At 43.2% G+C, this 17954-nt stretch carries 20 protein-coding genes; 14 read left to right on the top strand and 6 right to left on the bottom strand.

From position 1 onward, the window contains the following. Position 1 precedes the first annotated feature (1 nt). Entirely contained in the window at positions 2–484 is a 483-nt protein-coding gene (locus L2W36_RS09390; RefSeq protein ID WP_006074555.1) for a YajQ family cyclic di-GMP-binding protein, read from the top strand. A 41-nt stretch (positions 485–525) separates the two neighbouring features. Here L2W36_RS09390 and L2W36_RS09385 read toward each other — a convergent pair whose 3' ends face one another. Next, a complete protein-coding gene (locus L2W36_RS09385) occupies positions 526–1464 on the bottom strand; it encodes a siroheme synthase (protein WP_236109870.1) in 939 nt (312 codons plus the stop codon). Positions 1465–1921: 457 nt separating this feature from the next. Between L2W36_RS09385 and L2W36_RS09380 the strand changes: the two genes are divergently transcribed. The 6 genes from L2W36_RS09380 (at position 1922) to L2W36_RS09355 (ending at position 7450) form a co-directional block, all read left to right on the top strand. Beyond that, entirely contained in the window at positions 1922–2950 is a 1029-nt protein-coding gene (locus tag L2W36_RS09380) for an amino acid ABC transporter substrate-binding protein (RefSeq protein ID WP_006074559.1), read from the top strand. A gap of 70 nt (positions 2951–3020) precedes the next feature. Next, positions 3021–4223 carry an amino acid ABC transporter permease gene (locus L2W36_RS09375; RefSeq protein WP_006074561.1) on the top strand — a complete coding sequence of 401 codons (1203 nt, stop codon included), beginning with the start codon at positions 3021–3023 and terminating at the stop codon, positions 4221–4223. 1 nt (position 4224) lies between these two features. After that, positions 4225–5322: an amino acid ABC transporter permease gene (locus L2W36_RS09370; protein ID WP_198557846.1), complete on the top strand. Its 1098-nt coding sequence runs from the start codon at positions 4225–4227 to the stop codon at positions 5320–5322. Between the two features lie 21 nt (positions 5323–5343). After that, a complete protein-coding gene (locus L2W36_RS09365; protein WP_031496112.1) occupies positions 5344–6093 on the top strand; it encodes an amino acid ABC transporter ATP-binding protein in 750 nt (249 codons plus the stop codon). 217 nt (positions 6094–6310) lie between these two features. Then, positions 6311–6973 (top strand): Bax inhibitor-1 family protein, encoded by a 663-nt coding sequence (locus L2W36_RS09360; protein WP_038230452.1) that lies wholly within the window; start codon positions 6311–6313, stop codon positions 6971–6973. Between the two features lie 147 nt (positions 6974–7120). Further along, entirely contained in the window at positions 7121–7450 is a 330-nt protein-coding gene (locus L2W36_RS09355) for a TusE/DsrC/DsvC family sulfur relay protein (RefSeq protein WP_124939737.1), read from the top strand. A gap of 4 nt (positions 7451–7454) precedes the next feature. Here L2W36_RS09355 and yccX read toward each other — a convergent pair whose 3' ends face one another. After that, a complete protein-coding gene (yccX, locus tag L2W36_RS09350) occupies positions 7455–7730 on the bottom strand; it encodes an acylphosphatase (protein ID WP_236109869.1) in 276 nt (91 codons plus the stop codon). 150 nt (positions 7731–7880) lie between these two features. Between yccX and L2W36_RS09345 the strand changes: the two genes are divergently transcribed. The 4 genes from L2W36_RS09345 to L2W36_RS09330 all read left to right on the top strand — a co-directional run bounded on the left by L2W36_RS09345 (position 7881) and on the right by L2W36_RS09330 (position 11881). Then, positions 7881–9071: a class I SAM-dependent methyltransferase gene (locus tag L2W36_RS09345; protein ID WP_006074154.1), complete on the top strand. Its 1191-nt coding sequence runs from the start codon at positions 7881–7883 to the stop codon at positions 9069–9071. A 384-nt stretch (positions 9072–9455) separates the two neighbouring features. Beyond that, on the top strand, positions 9456–10775 hold the full coding sequence (locus L2W36_RS09340) for a TolC family outer membrane protein (RefSeq protein ID WP_006074156.1): 1320 nt from the start codon (positions 9456–9458) through the stop codon (positions 10773–10775). Position 10776: 1 nt separating this feature from the next. Continuing rightward, positions 10777–11400, top strand: a complete 624-nt coding sequence (locus L2W36_RS09335) for an OmpA family protein (protein WP_236109868.1) — start codon at positions 10777–10779, stop codon at positions 11398–11400. 121 nt (positions 11401–11521) lie between these two features. Continuing rightward, the gene (locus tag L2W36_RS09330) at positions 11522–11881 is read left to right on the top strand and encodes a DUF2750 domain-containing protein (protein ID WP_006074158.1); all 360 of its coding nucleotides are present in this window, start codon (positions 11522–11524) and stop codon (positions 11879–11881) included. A 32-nt stretch (positions 11882–11913) separates the two neighbouring features. On the opposite strand, the gene queC is transcribed toward L2W36_RS09330, so the two are convergent. Both queC and queE read right to left on the bottom strand, forming a co-directional pair. After that, the gene (gene queC / locus L2W36_RS09325) at positions 11914–12600 is read right to left on the bottom strand and encodes a 7-cyano-7-deazaguanine synthase QueC (RefSeq protein WP_124939739.1); all 687 of its coding nucleotides are present in this window, start codon (positions 12598–12600) and stop codon (positions 11914–11916) included. A 17-nt stretch (positions 12601–12617) separates the two neighbouring features. After that, positions 12618–13298: a 7-carboxy-7-deazaguanine synthase QueE gene (gene queE, locus L2W36_RS09320; RefSeq protein WP_236109867.1), complete on the bottom strand. Its 681-nt coding sequence runs from the start codon at positions 13296–13298 to the stop codon at positions 12618–12620. A 148-nt stretch (positions 13299–13446) separates the two neighbouring features. Here queE and L2W36_RS09315 point away from each other — a divergent pair, with 148 nt between their 5' ends. After that, on the top strand, positions 13447–14250 hold the full coding sequence (locus tag L2W36_RS09315; protein ID WP_236109866.1) for a Cof-type HAD-IIB family hydrolase: 804 nt from the start codon (positions 13447–13449) through the stop codon (positions 14248–14250). A 45-nt stretch (positions 14251–14295) separates the two neighbouring features. Further along, positions 14296–15198, top strand: a complete 903-nt coding sequence (gene yegS, locus L2W36_RS09310) for a lipid kinase YegS (protein WP_038230439.1) — start codon at positions 14296–14298, stop codon at positions 15196–15198. Positions 15199–15264: 66 nt separating this feature from the next. Here the strand turns inward: yegS and nagK are convergent, their stop codons facing one another. Then, a complete protein-coding gene (nagK, locus tag L2W36_RS09305; protein WP_236109865.1) occupies positions 15265–16173 on the bottom strand; it encodes an N-acetylglucosamine kinase in 909 nt (302 codons plus the stop codon). 151 nt (positions 16174–16324) lie between these two features. Continuing rightward, positions 16325–17071 (bottom strand): tRNA-uridine aminocarboxypropyltransferase, encoded by a 747-nt coding sequence (locus tag L2W36_RS09300; protein WP_236109864.1) that lies wholly within the window; start codon positions 17069–17071, stop codon positions 16325–16327. A 68-nt stretch (positions 17072–17139) separates the two neighbouring features. Here L2W36_RS09300 and L2W36_RS09295 point away from each other — a divergent pair, with 68 nt between their 5' ends. Further along, complete coding sequence (locus tag L2W36_RS09295; RefSeq protein ID WP_236109863.1) at positions 17140–17952, top strand: sterol desaturase family protein; 813 nt, start codon at positions 17140–17142, stop codon at positions 17950–17952. Positions 17953–17954: the final 2 nt, after the last annotated feature.

Here is a 17954-nt window from a genome sequence, read left to right as displayed (position 1 = left end):
CATGCCGTCATTTGATATTGTTTCAGAAATCGACACAGTAGAACTGCGTAATGCTGTAGACAATGCAAACCGTGAACTGGCGACGCGTTTTGATTTTAGGAACGTCGAAGCATCGTTCTCTCAAAACGATGAATCCGTAAAACTTTCATGTGAAGGCGATTTCCAGCTTAAGCAAATGCGCGATATTTTGCGTGGTAACTTGACTAAGCGCGGCGTTGATGTAAACGCGATGGAATCGCAAACGGCTGAACAATCAGGTAAACAATGGCACCAAACCGTATTGTTCAAGCAAGGTATCGAAACCAACGTTGCAAAGAAAATTGTGAAACTGGTAAAAGACTCGAAAATTAAAGTTCAAGTCGCGATTCAAGGTGACAAAGTCCGCGTAACAGGTAAGAAACGCGATGACCTGCAAGCAACTATGCAGTTAGTTAAGACTGGCGAACTAGGTCAACCATTCCAGTTTAATAACTTCCGCGACTAACTCGAGTTAGTTGTTTTGATTAAAAGGGCGTTAACGCCCTTTTATTTTATCTGCGCCAAGCCAATTTCCTCATCGCCCTCTTTTAGAAGCCTATGTGATGAAGATTGCGGGTCTACAAACACTACTATACGTTCTTTGTTTGCTTTGCGTTTCTGAATGTCTTGAGAGACTTGTGCGATATCTTGAAACTCGATGCGCTCTGCGTCCCGTCGAGCTAAATCAACAAATCCGAATGGACAACTCTTGTCAAAGAACACCACTTCAGCCTCTTGCATAATCCTTAGTGCTTTAATAGGCAGGAGTTCAGGGTCAACACCAAACTTGATCCACGTACAGGCATTGGAAAACTCTGCGTCACTGTTTATGAGCTGTTGATAGGCGAGCTCAAGTTCATGATTATTCTTACATTCCACTACCCTAGGTTCGTTGAAAAACAACTCCCAGAACTTGCGTCGCTCATCAACGGTAGCGAAATGCTGTTTAATATCACCACGTTTGCTTGCGGCAAAATCCGCCAGCTGAGCCGTATTCATGGGAAGTATGGACTCAAGCTTTTCTCGAATACCTCTAATTAAAACTGGCGAGGCGCCACCACTTGATATGGCAATTTGAACGCGGCCGCGATTGATTATCGATGGAGTAATGAAGTCGCAATACGGGGTATCATCAACGACATTTACCAAAATACCCATTTTTTTAGCATCTTTATGCACCTGATGGTTAAGCTCTGGGTTATCAGTTGTCGCCCAAACTTGCGCAAAGTCCTGATGCATTAACTCAGCTTCGTAGAAACGCTTTACCCATAAACATTTACCTTGCTCGACTAAATCATCAAGGTAAGGCTCTAGTTGAGGTGATACTATCGTTACGCGAGCCCCTGCTCTCGTTAAAGTATCCACTTTTCGGCACGCGACCTCTCCGCCCCCTACGACCAAAACTGGTCGATCTAGTAAATCCATAAACAGTGGAAAGTAACGCATAAATTTCCTTTTCTAAACGAAATAACTATTCATTCATATTCACCATTACGGTGCATATTTGTCACCGAGACATTGGTCACAAAACAATTTTTCACTGAATTTTTAATGTTTATTAGTCAAAAATTTGAACCAAAATCAATAAAACGACTGATTATGTTAATTTAACACAAATATAACATACCACTCTCTGAAGCACCCTTTTGGTGCCAAGCTGCACTATTTACAAAATCATCACATTTCGTCATTCTAACTACTGTTTAGACGTATGTGGCAACTCAAAACACTATTTAAATTAATAATTTGAGAAATCACAAATCATTATCTACGCTTTAAACGGTCGTTACAAATTGCACCAAATCAGTTCAATTTTAACGACTTATGATGCAACACAACAATAACTAGCACATTGTATTCAGGCTGGACCTGATTTACACGGAAATAACAGGAAGGATACACAATGGCAAAGAAACTCACTCTTATTGCTTCTTTAGTAGCGGCATCTGCTGCAATGATGAGTACATCAGCATCTGCTGCTGACGGCACTCTCGACAAAGTCACTAAAGCTGGCGTTTTAACCTGTGGCGTTAGTACTGGTCTTCCAGGCTTCTCTAACCCTAACTCAAAAGGTGAGTGGGAAGGTATTGACGTAGAATACTGCCAAGCTCTTGCTGCTGCGGTATTGGGTGACAAATCCAAAGTTAAATACGTTCCATTGACTGCGAAAGAACGTTTTACTGCACTTCAATCTGGTGAGATTGATGTACTATCACGTAACACTACATGGACTCTACACCGTGACTCTGCACTAGGTCTAAACTTCGTTGGTGTTAACTACTACGATGGTCAAGGCTTTATGGTTAAGAAAGATCTAGGTCTTTCTAGCGCTAAAGAACTTGACGGCGCGTCTGTTTGTGTTCAATCAGGTACCACTACTGAGCTGAACCTAGCTGATTACTTCCGTAACAATGGTATGGAATACAAGCCAGTAGTATTCGATACTGCAGCTCAAACGTCAAAAGGTTTCGACTCAGGTCGTTGTGATGTGTTAACAACTGACCAATCTGGTCTATATGCACTTCGTCTAAACCTTCAAGATCCAAGTTCAGCGGTCGTTCTTCCAGAAATCATTTCTAAAGAGCCTCTTGGCCCAGTAGTTCGTCAAGGCGACGACCAATGGTTCAACATCGCTAAGTGGACACTAGCAGCAATGGTGAACGCTGAAGAATATGGCATCACGTCTAAGAACGCAGATGAAATGCTGAAGTCTAAAGATCCAAACATCAAGCGTATTCTTGGTGTTGATGGTCCTAAAGGTAAAGGCCTAGGTATCCGTGATGATTGGGGCTACCAAATCATTAAACAAGTAGGTAACTACGGCGAGAGTTTTGAGCGTACAGTTGGTGAAGGTTCACCACTTCAAATCTCACGTGGCGTAAACGCACTATGGAATGCTGGCGGCTTCATGTACGCGCCACCAATCCGCTAATAACTATTAAGTGCTCAAATAAGGGCGGTTCATCCGCCCTTTTTTTAAAAGGATTTGAGGTTATAGCTGTATGAAACCTACTACGACTCAAGTCGCACCGCAGAACAAACCTGCGAAAAGCGCAAATCTACTATACAACCCCACCTTCCGCTCTATTGTTTTCCAAGTTATCGCCGTTCTCGCTTTAGGACTCTTTTTCTATACGATCGTTAACAATGCGTTAAACAATCTAGCTGCTCGAGGTATCGCAACGGGTTTTGATTTCTTAAACCAAGAAGCAGGCTTTGGAATTGGTCTTACTCTTATCGAGTATGACGAAACCTTTTCTTATGGCCGAACCTTTTTTGTGGGGCTTTTAAACACGGCGCTAGTCTCTGTGCTAGGCATTGTGTTAGCTACTGTTCTCGGATTTGTCATCGGTATTGCTCGACTTTCTTCTAACTGGCTAGTTAGTCGATTTGCTGCAGTGTATATCGAGATTTTCCGAAACATTCCTTTATTGTTACAGATCTTCTTCTGGTACTTTGCGGTCCTTCAAGCCTTACCTTCCGCTCGTCAAAGTATGAGCCTAGGTGAAGCTATTTTCTTAAATGTTCGCGGCCTTTACTTCCCTGCTCCAGTGTTTGGAGAAGGCAGTAGCGTGGTGATCGGCGCTTTTATACTCGGTATTATTGCGACCATCATTATTAATATTTGGGCTAAGAACAAACAAAAGCTTACTGGTCAACAAACACCAATGTTTCGCATTGGTTTGGGTTTAATCGTTGTCCTTCCTGTTGTTGTATTTTTTGTTATGGGCATGCCTATCACGGCAGAGTACCCCGTTCTTAAAGGCTTCAACTTTAAAGGTGGTATCAGTATTATTCCTGAGCTCGCGGCTTTGACTCTTGCTTTAAGTATCTATACCGCTTCCTTCATTGCTGAAATCGTTCGTTCAGGCATTAATGCTGTAAACCACGGTCAAACCGAGGCAGCAATGTCTCTTGGATTACCTAAATCTCGCACATTAAAACTGGTCGTTATTCCTCAGGCCATGAGGATCATCATTCCACCACTCACCAGTCAATACCTTAACCTGACAAAGAACTCTTCTTTAGCTATGGCGATAGGTTACCCAGATTTAGTATCTGTGTTCGCTGGTACTACGTTAAACCAAGTTGGACAAGCCATTGAAATCATCGCAATGACTATGGCCGTTTACCTAACCTTGAGTTTGGTGACGTCTGCATTGATGAACTTGTACAACAAGAAAGTTGCATTGGTGGAGAGGTAATATGTCACAGCATCAATTTCAACCGGACCTTCCGCCGCCAGCCAATACTGTTGGTGTGGTAGGTTGGTTACGAAAGAATCTATTTAATGGCCCAGTTAACTCTCTACTAACGATTGTTTTAGGCTACTTTGCTCTCTCTCTACTTTGGTATGTGTTCGATTGGGCTATTCTCAAAGCAGATTGGGTTGGTACCACTCGCGACGCTTGTTCTAGAGAAGGCGCGTGCTGGGTGTTTATCAGCGTTCGCTGGGAACAGTTCATGTATGGATTCTACCCTCAAGCTGAGTTATGGCGCCCTCGCCTGTTCTACGCAACACTGGCAATTTTCGTTGCTTTGCTTGCTTATGAGCGAACGCCTAAACGTTTATGGATTTGGTTGTTCTTCGTCAACATCTATCCTTTCATCGCCGCTGGCCTCTTATACGGTGGTGTGTTTGGGCTTGAAGTCGTAGAAACACACAAATGGGGTGGTCTACTTGTCACACTGATCATTGCTCTTGTGGGTATTATCGTCTCTCTACCTATTGGTGTAGCATTAGCATTAGGTCGACGTTCAGAGATGCCGATTATTCGCAGTATCTGTACTGTTTATATCGAAGTATGGCGTGGCGTTCCGCTTATCACTGTTCTGTTTATGGCGTCGGTAATGCTGCCGTTATTTTTCTCAGAAGGTGTAGAAACTGACAAGCTGATTAGAGCATTGATTGGTGTTGTCATGTTCAGTGCAGCTTATATGGCGGAAGTTATTCGTGGTGGTCTACAGGCTATTCCAAAAGGCCAATATGAAGCAGCAGACGCTTTAGGTCTTACTTATTGGAAAAAAATGGGGCTTATTGTGCTACCGCAGGCACTTAAGATTACCATTCCTTCAATCGTAAACACCTTCATCGGTTTATTTAAAGATACCAGTCTAGTACTCATCATTGGTATGTTTGATGTACTGGGTATTGGTCAAGCCGCAAACACCGACCCCGAGTGGCTTGGTTTTGCTACGGAAAGTTATGTATTTGTCGCGTTAGTGTTCTGGGTGTTCTGTTTTGGCATGTCGAGATACTCGATTTGGCTAGAGAACAAGCTGCATACCGGTCACAAACGATAAACGGAAATTCGAGGACGTATTATGACGCAACAAGAAGATTACATGATCCAATTAAAGGACATGAACAAGTGGTACGGCGAGTTTCACGTACTGAAAAATATCAACCTTGACGTTAAAAAGGGTGAAAAAATCGTAATTTGTGGCCCTTCCGGTTCAGGTAAGTCAACGATGATTCGTTGTATTAACCGATTAGAAGAGCATCAAGCAGGACACATTTTTGTCTCTGGTAACGAATTGACTGAAGACCTGAAAAACATCGAAGCGGTGAGACGTGAAGTGGGCATGTGCTTCCAACACTTTAACTTGTTCCCTCACCTCACGGTGCTGGAGAACTGCACGCTTGCTCCTATTTGGGTCAAAAAGATGCCAAAAGAAGAAGCGGAAGCCATTGCGATGAAATATCTTGAGCGCGTTAAAATCCCAGATCAAGCTGACAAATATCCTGGTCAGCTATCTGGTGGACAGCAGCAACGCGTAGCTATCGCTCGCTCATTGTGTATGAACCCGCAGGTTATGTTGTTCGACGAGCCAACGTCAGCTCTCGACCCAGAAATGGTTAGAGAAGTACTGGACGTAATGGTAGAACTCGCAGAGGAAGGAATGACCATGCTGTGTGTAACGCACGAAATGGGTTTTGCAAAAGAGGTTGCCGACCGAGTGATATTTATGGATGCCGGGGAGATAATCGAAGAGAACAATCCTGTTGATTTCTTTGAAAATCCGCAATCAGATCGAACGCAAAACTTCCTAAGTCAGATACTTCATCACTGATTGCTCTGGATGAGAAATGGCGACTTTTTTAAGTCGCCATTTTTACATTGTTTTGCCATTTGCAACGTAGAAATATCGTGTTACAACTTACTACACACTTAACCAATTATTTTTATTATGATTTTGTTCAATGACTTGTATTTGTGGACTTGATTTTTCGAACAAACAGCCCCATAAATAGTCATATAAGTAAAGACAATCATCTATGAGGAAGATTATGAACGATCCTATGGTATCTCGCAGTTCATCTCAAGCGAGTGTACTGCAAACTAACAAAGTATTGCGAAATACTTACGCGCTGCTATCTATGACGCTACTTTGGTCTGCGGTCGTTGCAGCATTTTCTATGGCTATGAACCTGCCTCGCCCAGGTTTGATTATTATGCTGGTTGGCTTCTACGGTTTGCTTTTCCTTACTGAAAAGAACCGCAACAACAGCATGGGCTTGGTATTTACGTTCCTATTTACTGGCTTCCTAGGTTACACAATCGGTCCTATCCTTAACGCTTATGTTGGCGCAGGTATGGGCGATGTTATTGTGACCGCTTTAGGTGGTACTGCTCTAGCGTTCTTAAGCGCGTCGGCTTACGCACTAACAACCAAACGTGACCTATCGTTCCTTAACGGTATGCTTCTAGCTGGTTTCGTTGTGCTGTTGGTAGGTATGGTTGCAAACATCTTCCTACAAATGCCAATGCTATACCTAGCGATGAGCGGAATGTTTATCCTGTTCTCAACAGGCGTTATCTTGCTTACAACTCAGCAAATTGTTCGCGGCGGTGAGACTAACTACATCTCTGCAACTGTAAGCTTGTATGTCTCTATCTACAACATCTTCATCAGCCTACTATCTATCCTAGGTATTATGAACGACGACTAATCAAGTCGCTGGATGTTAAGGAAAGCCCAAGACACGTTCTTGGGCTTTTTTGCATCTAAATACTGATTAAAACCACCCTACCACTCTTGAAAAAAAGCGTGTAACTAAGCTAACCTTGCCACGTGTTTCAATTACAAGATCAAAAACATGTTTGAATTTAACGGTAAAACCATCGAAACTGACGCCGAAGGGTATTTGCTCAATCATCAAGATTGGGAGCCTGCGATGATCGAAACTCTAGCACAAGAGGAAGGTATTGAACTGACCGATGCACATCTAGAGGTTGTAATGTTTGTTCGCGACTTTTATGTGGAGTTTAACACCTCACCAGCGGTACGAATGCTGGTAAAAGCAATGGAAAAGGCACATGGTCCGGAAAAAGGAAACAGTAAATATCTTTTCAAGCTGTTCAAAAAAGGCCCGGCAAAGCAAGCTACAAAACTTGCAGGTTTACCAAAGCCTGCAAAGTGCTTATAAGTACTCAGAGAATTTTAAAACCACTGTAAACAGTACTTTGTTCACAAGGCTCTTTGGTCACCGAATCAACCGTTGCGGTCCTTGGGCCTTGCATTAGCCATTCACACAAAGCTTCAACTTTAGTTTGATCACCACATGCAACCACCTCAACCGAGCCATCATATAAGTTTTTAGCATACCCAGTCAGTCCCAGTTTTAACCCTTCATGACAAGTGTGGTAACGAAACCCTACTCCTTGAACCATGCCTTTCACAACAACCTTCTGACAAATTTGAGTCATATCTTCTCTCCTGCATGAACAGCGTGCTAAGCTGATTTTAGTTCATCTATACAGTTTCTAAATCAGGTTAACGGAACTCTATTTGCATTTGTTTGAATCTTCACACAAAATAGCCAACCTTTTCTCTGTTTCAACTTCGTAAGGCATCCTATGGCTCCAGCTATTCATCTTGTTAAAGGTCGCGACAAATCACTTCGACGCAAACATCCTTGGATTTTCTCTAGAGGTATTTCTCATGTTGACGGCCAGCCGTCACTTGGCGAAACAGTCGACGTGTTCGCTAGCAATGGCGAGTGGTTAGCTAAGGCTGCATACTCCCCTAACTCTCAGATTCGAGCACGTGTATGGAGCTTTGAAAAGCAAGATATTGACGTTAGCTTTTTTGTCAGCCGTATCAAGCAAGCTCAGTTACTAAGGGAAGACATTATTGAACGAGATGGCTTGACCGGATATCGCTTGATAGCTGCAGAGTCTGATGGTTTACCGGGTATTACCATCGACCGCTATGAAAACTTCCTAGTTTGCCAATTGCTCAGTGCTGGAGCAGAATTCCAAAAGGATGCCCTTGTAGAAGCACTTACGCAGTGCTTCCCAGAATGCTCTATTTACGAGCGTTCTGATGTATCGGTTCGTAAAAAAGAGGGATTAAGAGAACGCACGGGTGTATTGCATGGGGAAACACCATCAAAGCCAGTCGTCATCGAAGAAAATGGCGTAAAAATTAGCGTCGATATCATTAACGGACACAAAACGGGGTTCTACTTGGATCAGCGCGATAGCCGTTATCAAGCACAGAAGTATGTAAAAGATAAAGAAGTACTAAACTGCTTCAGTTATACCGGTGGATTTGGACTTTATGCATTAAAAGGCGGTGCCAAGCGTGTCATTAACGCCGATGTTTCTCAACTGGCTCTTGATACCGCGAAACACAATGCCGAGCTGAATGGTTTCACTGAGAAGAAAAAAGCGGTGTTCCTCAATGCAGATGTCTTCAAGTTATTGCGTGAATACCGAGATCAAGGAACCAAGTTTGATGTAGTTATCATGGATCCGCCAAAGTTTGCCGAATCGAAAGCTCAACTCAATGGCGCTTGTCGCGGCTACAAGGATATCAATATGCTAGCAATGCAGATCTTGAAGCCCGGTGGTACCCTTTTGACTTACTCTTGCTCAGGATTAATGGACGGCGCATTATTCCAAAAAATAATCGCAGACGCCGCTGTAGATGCTAACCGTTCTGTTAAGTTTGTAGAACGATTTGAACAAGCCGCAGACCACCCAACAGATACCGCTTACCCGGAAGGCTTCTACTTGAAAGGGTTTGCTTGTAAAGTCCTCTAGACCTAAAGCACTTTAGAGTCAAGACTCTACATCATTTTCTAAGCCATTCTTTTTTCGAAAAGAATGGCTTTTTTGATTGAGCTGTCTCAAAAATAAGACATTTTTTCATTTCCTTAATTGAATTAACGAATTTCTCTACTATTTTCAATAGTATGTGGCAATGTATAACAAAGCCAACATCTAGCCTGTACCTACCCCTCTTTAGGTTCAAGGTGTGATCGAGCTAGGTTGAAAGAACAAGGTTGTGCGCTATAGTAATTCTATAGCGTGTTACCTAAGTTTATGACTTAACTCGAATAAATAGTAGTGAGTAGAAGTGATGAATTTGCAAGCTCAAAACCAAAAATCAGCAATTCGTCTAGCCAAGGATTAAGGAGAATAACATTGAACAGGTTCACTCTAACAGCAGCCGCTTGTTTTGTAGCCCTTAGCCTTCCGGTTAGCAGTCAAACATTAGAGCAAGCAGTGGCAAACACACTTGCTACTAACCCTGATATTAAAGCCGCTTATAATGAATACGTTAGTAAACGATATGACGCAGAAGCTTCTGTGGGGGCGTATCGACCTAAAGTCGACTTGGACGGTGGTATCGGCTACGAAAGAACGGATTATGACCGTGAAAACTCTTTAAATAGTCGAAACGAGAACTTAACTCGAAAGGAAGTTGGTATTAGTCTTACTCAATTGATTTGGGATGGTAACGAGACATTAAACGATATGGATCGAACTGCTGCGGAAGCAGAGTCTGTGAGATACCAATTACTAGCGGATGCCTCAGACATTGCGCTTGAAGTTGCTCAGATTTATCTCGACGCGACCAAAGCCTACGAGATATTGGCTCTCTCTGAAGCTAATCTAGAAGTACACAAGAAAATATATAAAGACATTAAAAAGCGTGTTGACTCAGGTATTGGTTCAACCGCAGACCTTTCACAAGTCGAAGCTCGTATTGCAAAAGCTCATGGTAACTTACTCGCCGCGCAGAACAACCTTTTCGATACACATACGCAGTTTAAACGCCTAGTAGGGCAAGCCCCTTTGGGCCTCAAATATCCTAGAGCTGATGAAGTCGCTATTCCACCAACCGTAGATGACGCACTAAAAATCGCCATGGAACATCACCCTGTAATCAAAGTCTCTCAGGTGGATGTAGACTCTGCTCGTTTTCAATACCAACAAACTAAAGGGGTTAACTACCCTACCTTCTATATCGATGCGGGCCATAACTGGCGTGACGATGCCGGTGGTAATATCGGTACCGATAATGAAACTCGCGCTATGCTACGAATGCGTTACAACTTATATAATGGCGGCTCAGATTCCGATCGTACTGAAGCTGCAGCGTACCAACTCAATAAAGCCAAAGACTTCCGTGACAGAACCTACCGCATGGTTGAAGAAGGATTAAAACTCTCTTGGACAGGTTTAGAGTTCACCATTCAACAACGTGAATTTTTGTCCGATCACGTAGACTCTGCTTCTGACACTGTTGTTGCTTACCAAAAACAATACAAGATAGGCAAACGTACTCTTCTTGATGTTCTTAACACCGAAAACGAACTGTTCGAGGCTCGTAAAGGATATTTAGACGCTAAATACGCTGAGCAATTTGCTCGCTATCGAGTGATGAATGCTACTGGCGATTTACTTGCAGCATTACGAGTTGACACTCCAAAAGAGTGGAACGAGAAGGTGGAGTATTAATATGAAACTACAGACCAAATTACTACTATGTGGCCTTGTTTCTCTGCCGCTTTTTGCATCAGCAACAACGCCTGAAAATGATAAATACGACTACATCGCAACTCCTCTTGCCGATCAAAAAGCCGATTTAATCGACGATGATGGTGATGGCGTTATTAATGCCCGTGACTTGTGTATTGCAACTCCGGAGGGCGCTGCGTTAGATAACGATGGTTGTGAACAATATGTCGACGTGTCGAATACGATGGCGTTGAGAATTTTGTTTGATAACGCGTCAACATATATCAAACCAGTATTCCAAACACAAATCAGCCAAATGGCAAACTTCTTAAAGGAGTACCCAGATACCACTATTGAAATTCAAGGCTATGCGAGTGTAGTTGGTAACCCAGAGAAGAACTTGGTACTTTCGAAGAATCGCGCTGAGGTTGTTCGTGAAGCGATCATCAACAACGGTATTGCCCCAGAACGCCTAACTATTGTGGGCTATGGCGATACCCAGCCAGAAGAGCTTGGTGATACCGAGTTTGCACATGCGATGAACAGAAAAGTGGTTGCTTCCGTTGTTGGTTATAAAGGTGAAGTAGAAAAAGAATGGACTATCTTTACTACTATCGGTAAATAGTTCACTCTTCACTCAGTTAAACTAAGAGCGCTATGTATTAGCGCTCTTTTTGTTTTATTTCATTTAGATATTCGGTATCTCATGCTAACCTTGTAGCAATTCTTATTAAGAGTATAAAGTGATGAGTAAATTAACTTCAGATATCGAACAAAACCTTAACCTGTTTATTGAGGAAACCACCCAAAACCAGCTTGTTTGGGGCCTGCGTAATGAAGATGGTTGGTTAGCGTGCGATTCTACTGAGTTCGAAAACACAGAAGTTATGCCGTTTTGGTCGTCTGAGGAAGACGCAAAAACACACAACGTTGAAGAGTGGGCTGATTTTGAAGTGTTACACATCCCACTTGATATCTTTGTAGAAGATTGGCTACTAACTCTCGATGAAGATGGTGTGCTAATCGGTACCAACTGGAACAGTCAGCTAGACGGTAAGGAAATGGAACCATCAGCTATCGCTAAGTTGTACTTAAACGCTAAGTAAACGAAAAAATAGAGGCTTTCAGCCTCTTTTTTTTATTCTGACTTCTCGTTCAGAGAAGCCATCACTTCGGACTTATTCTCTAAATAATGATTCAGTCCGTTCGCTCGAAGATCACAAGATGGACAATCTCCACAACCGTCGCCAATAACGCCGTTATAGCAGGTTAACGTTTCTTCTCGGATTAAAGATAGCGCATTAAACTTATCAGCCAGCGCCCAAGTCTCTGCCTTATCTAACCACATAAGTGGCGTAACAATATCAAACTCTCTGTCCATCCCTTGCACCAAAGCGCTATTCATAGCTTTGATAAAGTCATTTCGACAGTCAGGGTAGCCAGAAAAGTCCGTTTCACATACACCGGTAATGACAGCTTGCGCGCCGATTTGATAGGCGTAAATACCCGCCAGTGTCAGAAACAGTATATTGCGACCCGGCACGAATGAATTCGGCAGACCATTTTCTTGAAGCTCGTGCGAGACAGGAATATCGTCACGAGTTAATGAGCTAATCGCAAGCTCGTTGAGCAAGCTAACGTCCATGACTTTGTGTGCTTTCACGTTGAGCTTGTTTGCCAATGCTTCCGCTACTTCAATCTCTAGCTTATGGCGTTGGCCATAATCAAACGTAATTGCATGTACTTCATCGTACTGCTCAAGTGCTTGGACCAAGCAAGTTGTTGAATCTTGTCCACCACTAAAAACGACTACTGCCTTTTTCATCAATATCTCCTCGTCCTTTAAGCAATACTTAAATATTTATGTGTTTGAACTGATAAACGCCAATTTCTCTGAATACAAGTTTCAATACACAACTCAGTTGCACGTGGCTTCTGGCTGATTGGCTGAAGCGCAATAACCACATCACTCTTTAACTCTACACCCTGTAAAAGCTCATCTAATTGGTCGACGTTTTTTTGCGTCGCAACTGGGTGCTTGATTTCATCAGCACGTTCTAACGACGAGGAAAGTACAGGAAGTTTTCCCTTCATTGCCACCTTTGGTGACACCGTAACCCAGGTTACTGGCGTGACTCTTATTTCTGAAGTACCGCTGGTTTCGATTTGGCAACGACATCCAATGGCTTCAAAGGCTTCACATAACGCGCTTAGATCATACTCACAAGGCTCGCCTCCAGTAATCACAATGTGCTTTGCGTTAAACTGCTGCGATTGATACATAGCCACAATTTCCGCTGCGTCGACATCGCTCCACGTAGGGCTATCACCTTGTTTAGTTATGATTTCTCCAAACGAACGCTGGTCTTCATTATTCGCATCCCATGTCTGCTTCGTATCACACCACGAACAGCCTACGTTACAAATTTGAAGTCGGATAAATACCGCCGGGACGCCGGTAAACATGCCCTCACCCTGGATGGTTTCAAACATCTCGTTGATTTTAAATCGAGTATTACTCATCAAATCATGCCAATTATATAAGATGAGCAGACCTTAAAGGATGCGACCAAGAAATTCAATACAAAGTGTCATACTAAATCTCTGGTAGTGTAACGCGCTTTTTCATATCCTAGAGGCGTTTGATTTATTTCTTTTTTAGGTAAGTAACGTGTATAAACTCATTGCCATCGATATGGATGGAACCCTACTAACATCTGATAAAAAAATCTCTCCGCGTACTAAACAAGCTATCCAATCTGCCAAACAACAAGGCGTACAAGTGGTGCTTGCATCTGGTCGCCCTCTCAACGGTATGTTAGATGCCCTTAATGAGCTTGGTTTGAACGGTGAAGAAGATTATGTCATCCATTTCAATGGTACCTTTGTACAGAAGGTAGTATCAGGTGACATACTTCATCAACAAATCATCGATGGTCGTCGCGCTAAAGAAGTAGCGAACCTAGCGAAACAGCTCGGCCTGCATTGCCATGCCTTTAGCCGCGAATTGGGTTTGATTGCTACAGAAGCGAATCCTTACACCGACCACGAAGCTGAGATCAATAAGCTAGATATCACCATCTATGATTTTAATAAGCTAGAGGATGATCACGAGATCATCAAAGCGATGATTGTTGGTGAACCAGCTCTACTAACTGAAGGCATCGGTAAAATCCCAGCGCGCTACCACGACGACTATACCATTGTACAAAGCGCCCCATTCTTCCTTGAGTTTTTGAACCCTTTAAGCAACAAAGGTGAAGGTGTTAAAGTTATTGCCGATCACTTAAATATCCCGTACGAACAAACCATGTGTTTTGGTGATGCAGAAAATGACCATCATATGATCAAATTCGCTGGTAAAGGTGTTGCGATGGCGAACGCCATGCCAGAAACTAAATCCATTGCCGACTATATTACTGACAGTAATGACGATGACGGTGTAGCTAAAGCCATTGAAAAGTTTGTGCTATAGTTTTCATTGTGTTGACTAGGTAACATACTGTTTTAAGGAAAAAATATGACTTATCGCCTCCTACTTAACGGAAAGAAAGCTGCTCAAGATGATATTAGAGAAGCCATCTATCAACTCCGTGGTGAAGGTTACCCTATAGAAGTCCGTGTGACTTGGGAAGGAGGCGATATTGAAAGATTAGTACAAGAAGCGGCGGATCAAGGCGTCTCTCGGCTCATTGCTGGAGGTGGCGACGGAACCATAAACGAAGTAGTCGATGCACTTCTAAAAAACAATATCACCACAATGGAAGTTGCGGTTTTGCCACTTGGAACCGCTAACGACTTTGCGACCGCCTGCTCCATCCCAACCAATTCTGCTTACGATGCCTTGCTATTAGCTGTTTCGGGAACGTCTAAGCCAGTTGATGCAGCGAGAGCGAATGACCGTCACTTTGTGAATATCGCTACAGCTGGGTTTGGTGCGCAAGTTACAGCAAACACACCTATTGCCCTAAAAAACTTCCTTGGCGGAGGAGCTTACACGCTCGCAGGCCTCGTTCAAGCCATCAACTTCCAACCTTTTAAAGGCACGGTGAAGTTTGATGGTCAAACTGTCACAAGCAATGTGGTTGTCGGCGCTATTTGCAATGGCAGAATGGCCGGTGGTGGCCAAGCGCTCTCTCCAACCTCCTTTATCAACGACGGCTATTTAGATGTGGTGTCGCTTGAGGAATTCACCCCCAGCGATATCCCTGCCGTAATTGAGGAGTTGATGCAAGATGATGGTTATAGTGGAACGTTCGTTAAACGTAATCAGGTAAAAACCATTGAATGGATTTCCGATGGTATCATGCCTGTAAATTTAGATGGTGAACCTATCGAAGCTACCAATATCGAGTTTTGTGTGCTGCCAAACACAATCCAATTGGTTTTACCAGAGCACTGCCCAATGCTAGTTAGTCACTGATTTTCAGCTTAATGTAAGTAACAAAAAAGCGACCATTTCTGGTCGCTTTTTTCAATCCAATCAACTCTACTTGATGTTAAGGAATGCTGCACCACGAACACCACCAGAATCGCCGTGCTTCGCTTTGACGATTTTCGGACACTTCGCCACAGACATTAGATATTTAGGGATACGCTTAGGCATTTCTTCATAAATAAGGTCGTAGTTAGATAGACCACCACCTAAAGTAACCACATGCGGATCGTTGCCCGTGAAGATGTTAGCGAAACAAATAGCCAAAAGTTCCATGAACATATCAACGAACTCAGTAGCATCGACGTCACCGGCTTCACGTGCTTTAATTATGTCGATAGCTTTCTTCTTTTCGCCGTAATAATTTGCATAAAGTAGCTCGAATCCACGTCCAGATAGGTAGTTATCTAAGCACCCTTTCTTACCACAGCCACAATCAAGAAGCGGCGCTTTTTCACCAAGGTGGAACCAAGCATCAATAGGCAGTCGCATATGACCTAGTTCACCAGCTACGTGGTTACGACCAGAGAACACTTTGCCTTCGTAGATCAACCCACCACCAAAGCCAGTTCCAAGAATTAGACCCATTACAGATGGAGCATCTTTCAGTTCGTCATCCCATGCTTCAGACAATGCAAAGCAGTTTGCATCATTCTCAAGTTTCACTTCGCGACCAATCTTCGCTTCTAAGTCACTACGCAGAGGTTTGCCTTTCGCACATGCAATGTTTACGGTGAGTACAGTTCCGTCTTCAGCGTCTTCCATACCAGGCAGACCAAGACCTACTTTACCTTCGGTTCCAAGTTCTGCATCGTACTTAGCCACTAAACCTGCTAGGGTCTCTACTAGTAGCGCATAATCATCGCCTGGTGTAGGTACACGTTCTGTCGCAACGCGTTCAAGTTTTTCATTAAATGCACCAAATTCAATTTTAGTGCCACCGACATCAAAGCCGTAATACATGCAACTCTCCTTGCTAACCTCAACTTGAGGCAAAAAATAGATAACTGTTGGCATTATCCATATCCCTACCCCCTCAAACCGTGACGTAGAGCGGATTTATGCCCTTGTTCGAACTGCTTGTTCAACAAGCCATCACATTAGAACTGGAACTTTAGAGCGAGTTCTCGTTTTTTATTAGACCTATGAAATTATTCAGTGCTGGTCGCGACAAATCTGGAGAGAGACGCGTTTTGCTCAACATGTAACTTTCGCGGAAAACCGCGAACCATTCTCTCAATATCATCGAATGACTCAATGACCCGAATTGCTCAAAGACAATACTCGCAACTTCTGCGGTAGCAAGATGATCTTCGTTCTCTGACTTTCGCATCATATAGTTAGACAAAGCATCAGGCTTAATCGAACACACAGGGAACTGATTGAGATATGGTGACTTTCTAAACATACGTCTAGCCTCACGCCAACTGCCATCCAAAAGGATAAACAAGAGTTTCTTAGTTCCCTCTGCTTCGAACTGGTTTTGGTCGATTAAACGCTTTTTATCATCAACATAATCTTCTGGAAAGATTATGACGGGTTGATAGGTCTCATCTTTTAGCAGTGCAAGGAGTTCTGGTTGAGTTTCAGTTCGATGCCAAGGAAACGCATAACCTTCTTCGACCGTATCAAGTATCAGGCGGCCTGTATTACTTGGCTTCAGAATTTCCGCATCAGAAACCAACAGCAATACTGCAAAGTCATTGCTCGGTTTTGGCTGGTACTCACAAATACAATACTGTTGCGCAATTTGGCAGCTTTTACAACGTATGACTTTCGCTCCACGAGCATTAAATGGTTTAGTTGCCGCGGCTAGGCGCTCATCGTACATTTTATGGAAGGCGTGACGTCTCATTTTCATGGTATTCTAGCGAAAGGTGGCGGGATTCTACTCTGGTACACTTTGTAAGTAAAAGGAAACCCTATTCAATGGAACACAGTGACTCTATTCGATTGTCGATCTTTCTCTCTGTACTCATAATTTGTGCGGTGTGGGAGTGGTGTGTACCTAGAAAACATCGTACAAGGACACGACGTTTGCGTTGGATTAACAATCTCAGCCTAGTTGGCCTTAACTCTCTAATTCTCGCCTTAGTCATGCCACTTCTTGCCATAGAAGCTGCACTCTTTGCTCAGAAACATAGTATTGGGCTTTTTAACCAGTTCGAAGTGAATACATGGTTAATTGCCCCACTTTGCGTAGTGCTGTTGGATGCAGCAATCTACTTTCAACATATAGTCTTTCATCGCGTTCCAATCCTTTGGCGATTGCATAGAATGCATCACGCTGATCGGGATATCGACGTCACCACAGGTTCTCGATTCCACCCTATTGAAATCATCCTCTCCATGTGGATAAAAATAGTGATCGTGATTGCCTTAGGCGTACCTCCAATCGCAGTACTTATTTTCGAAATTGTACTCAATGCCAGTGCAATGTTTAACCATAGCAACGGCAAGTTGCCTTTGAAGTTTGATGCCTTGCTGAGAAAAGTTATCGTAACACCGGATTTTCACCGTGTTCATCACTCGGAAATCGTCAAAGAAACTCATTCCAACTTTGGCTTCTTTCTATCCATCTGGGACATCTGGTTTGGAACTTATCGTGCTCAACCTAAGTTGGGGCATGATGGCGTGGTAATCGGTATTCCAGCCTTTGTCGAGCCAAGAGAACAAAGGTTGGACAAACTGCTTACCCAACCTTTTAGGAACGATAAGAACGACGCTAGCCATTCTCAGTAGAA

The organism is Vibrio sp. McD22-P3, assembly GCF_021568915.1.
Classification (GTDB): domain Bacteria; phylum Pseudomonadota; class Gammaproteobacteria; order Enterobacterales; family Vibrionaceae; genus Vibrio; species Vibrio mediterranei.
The sequence above is the reverse complement of the archived record's forward strand: the minus strand, read 5'-3'. Positions and strand labels throughout refer to the sequence as shown.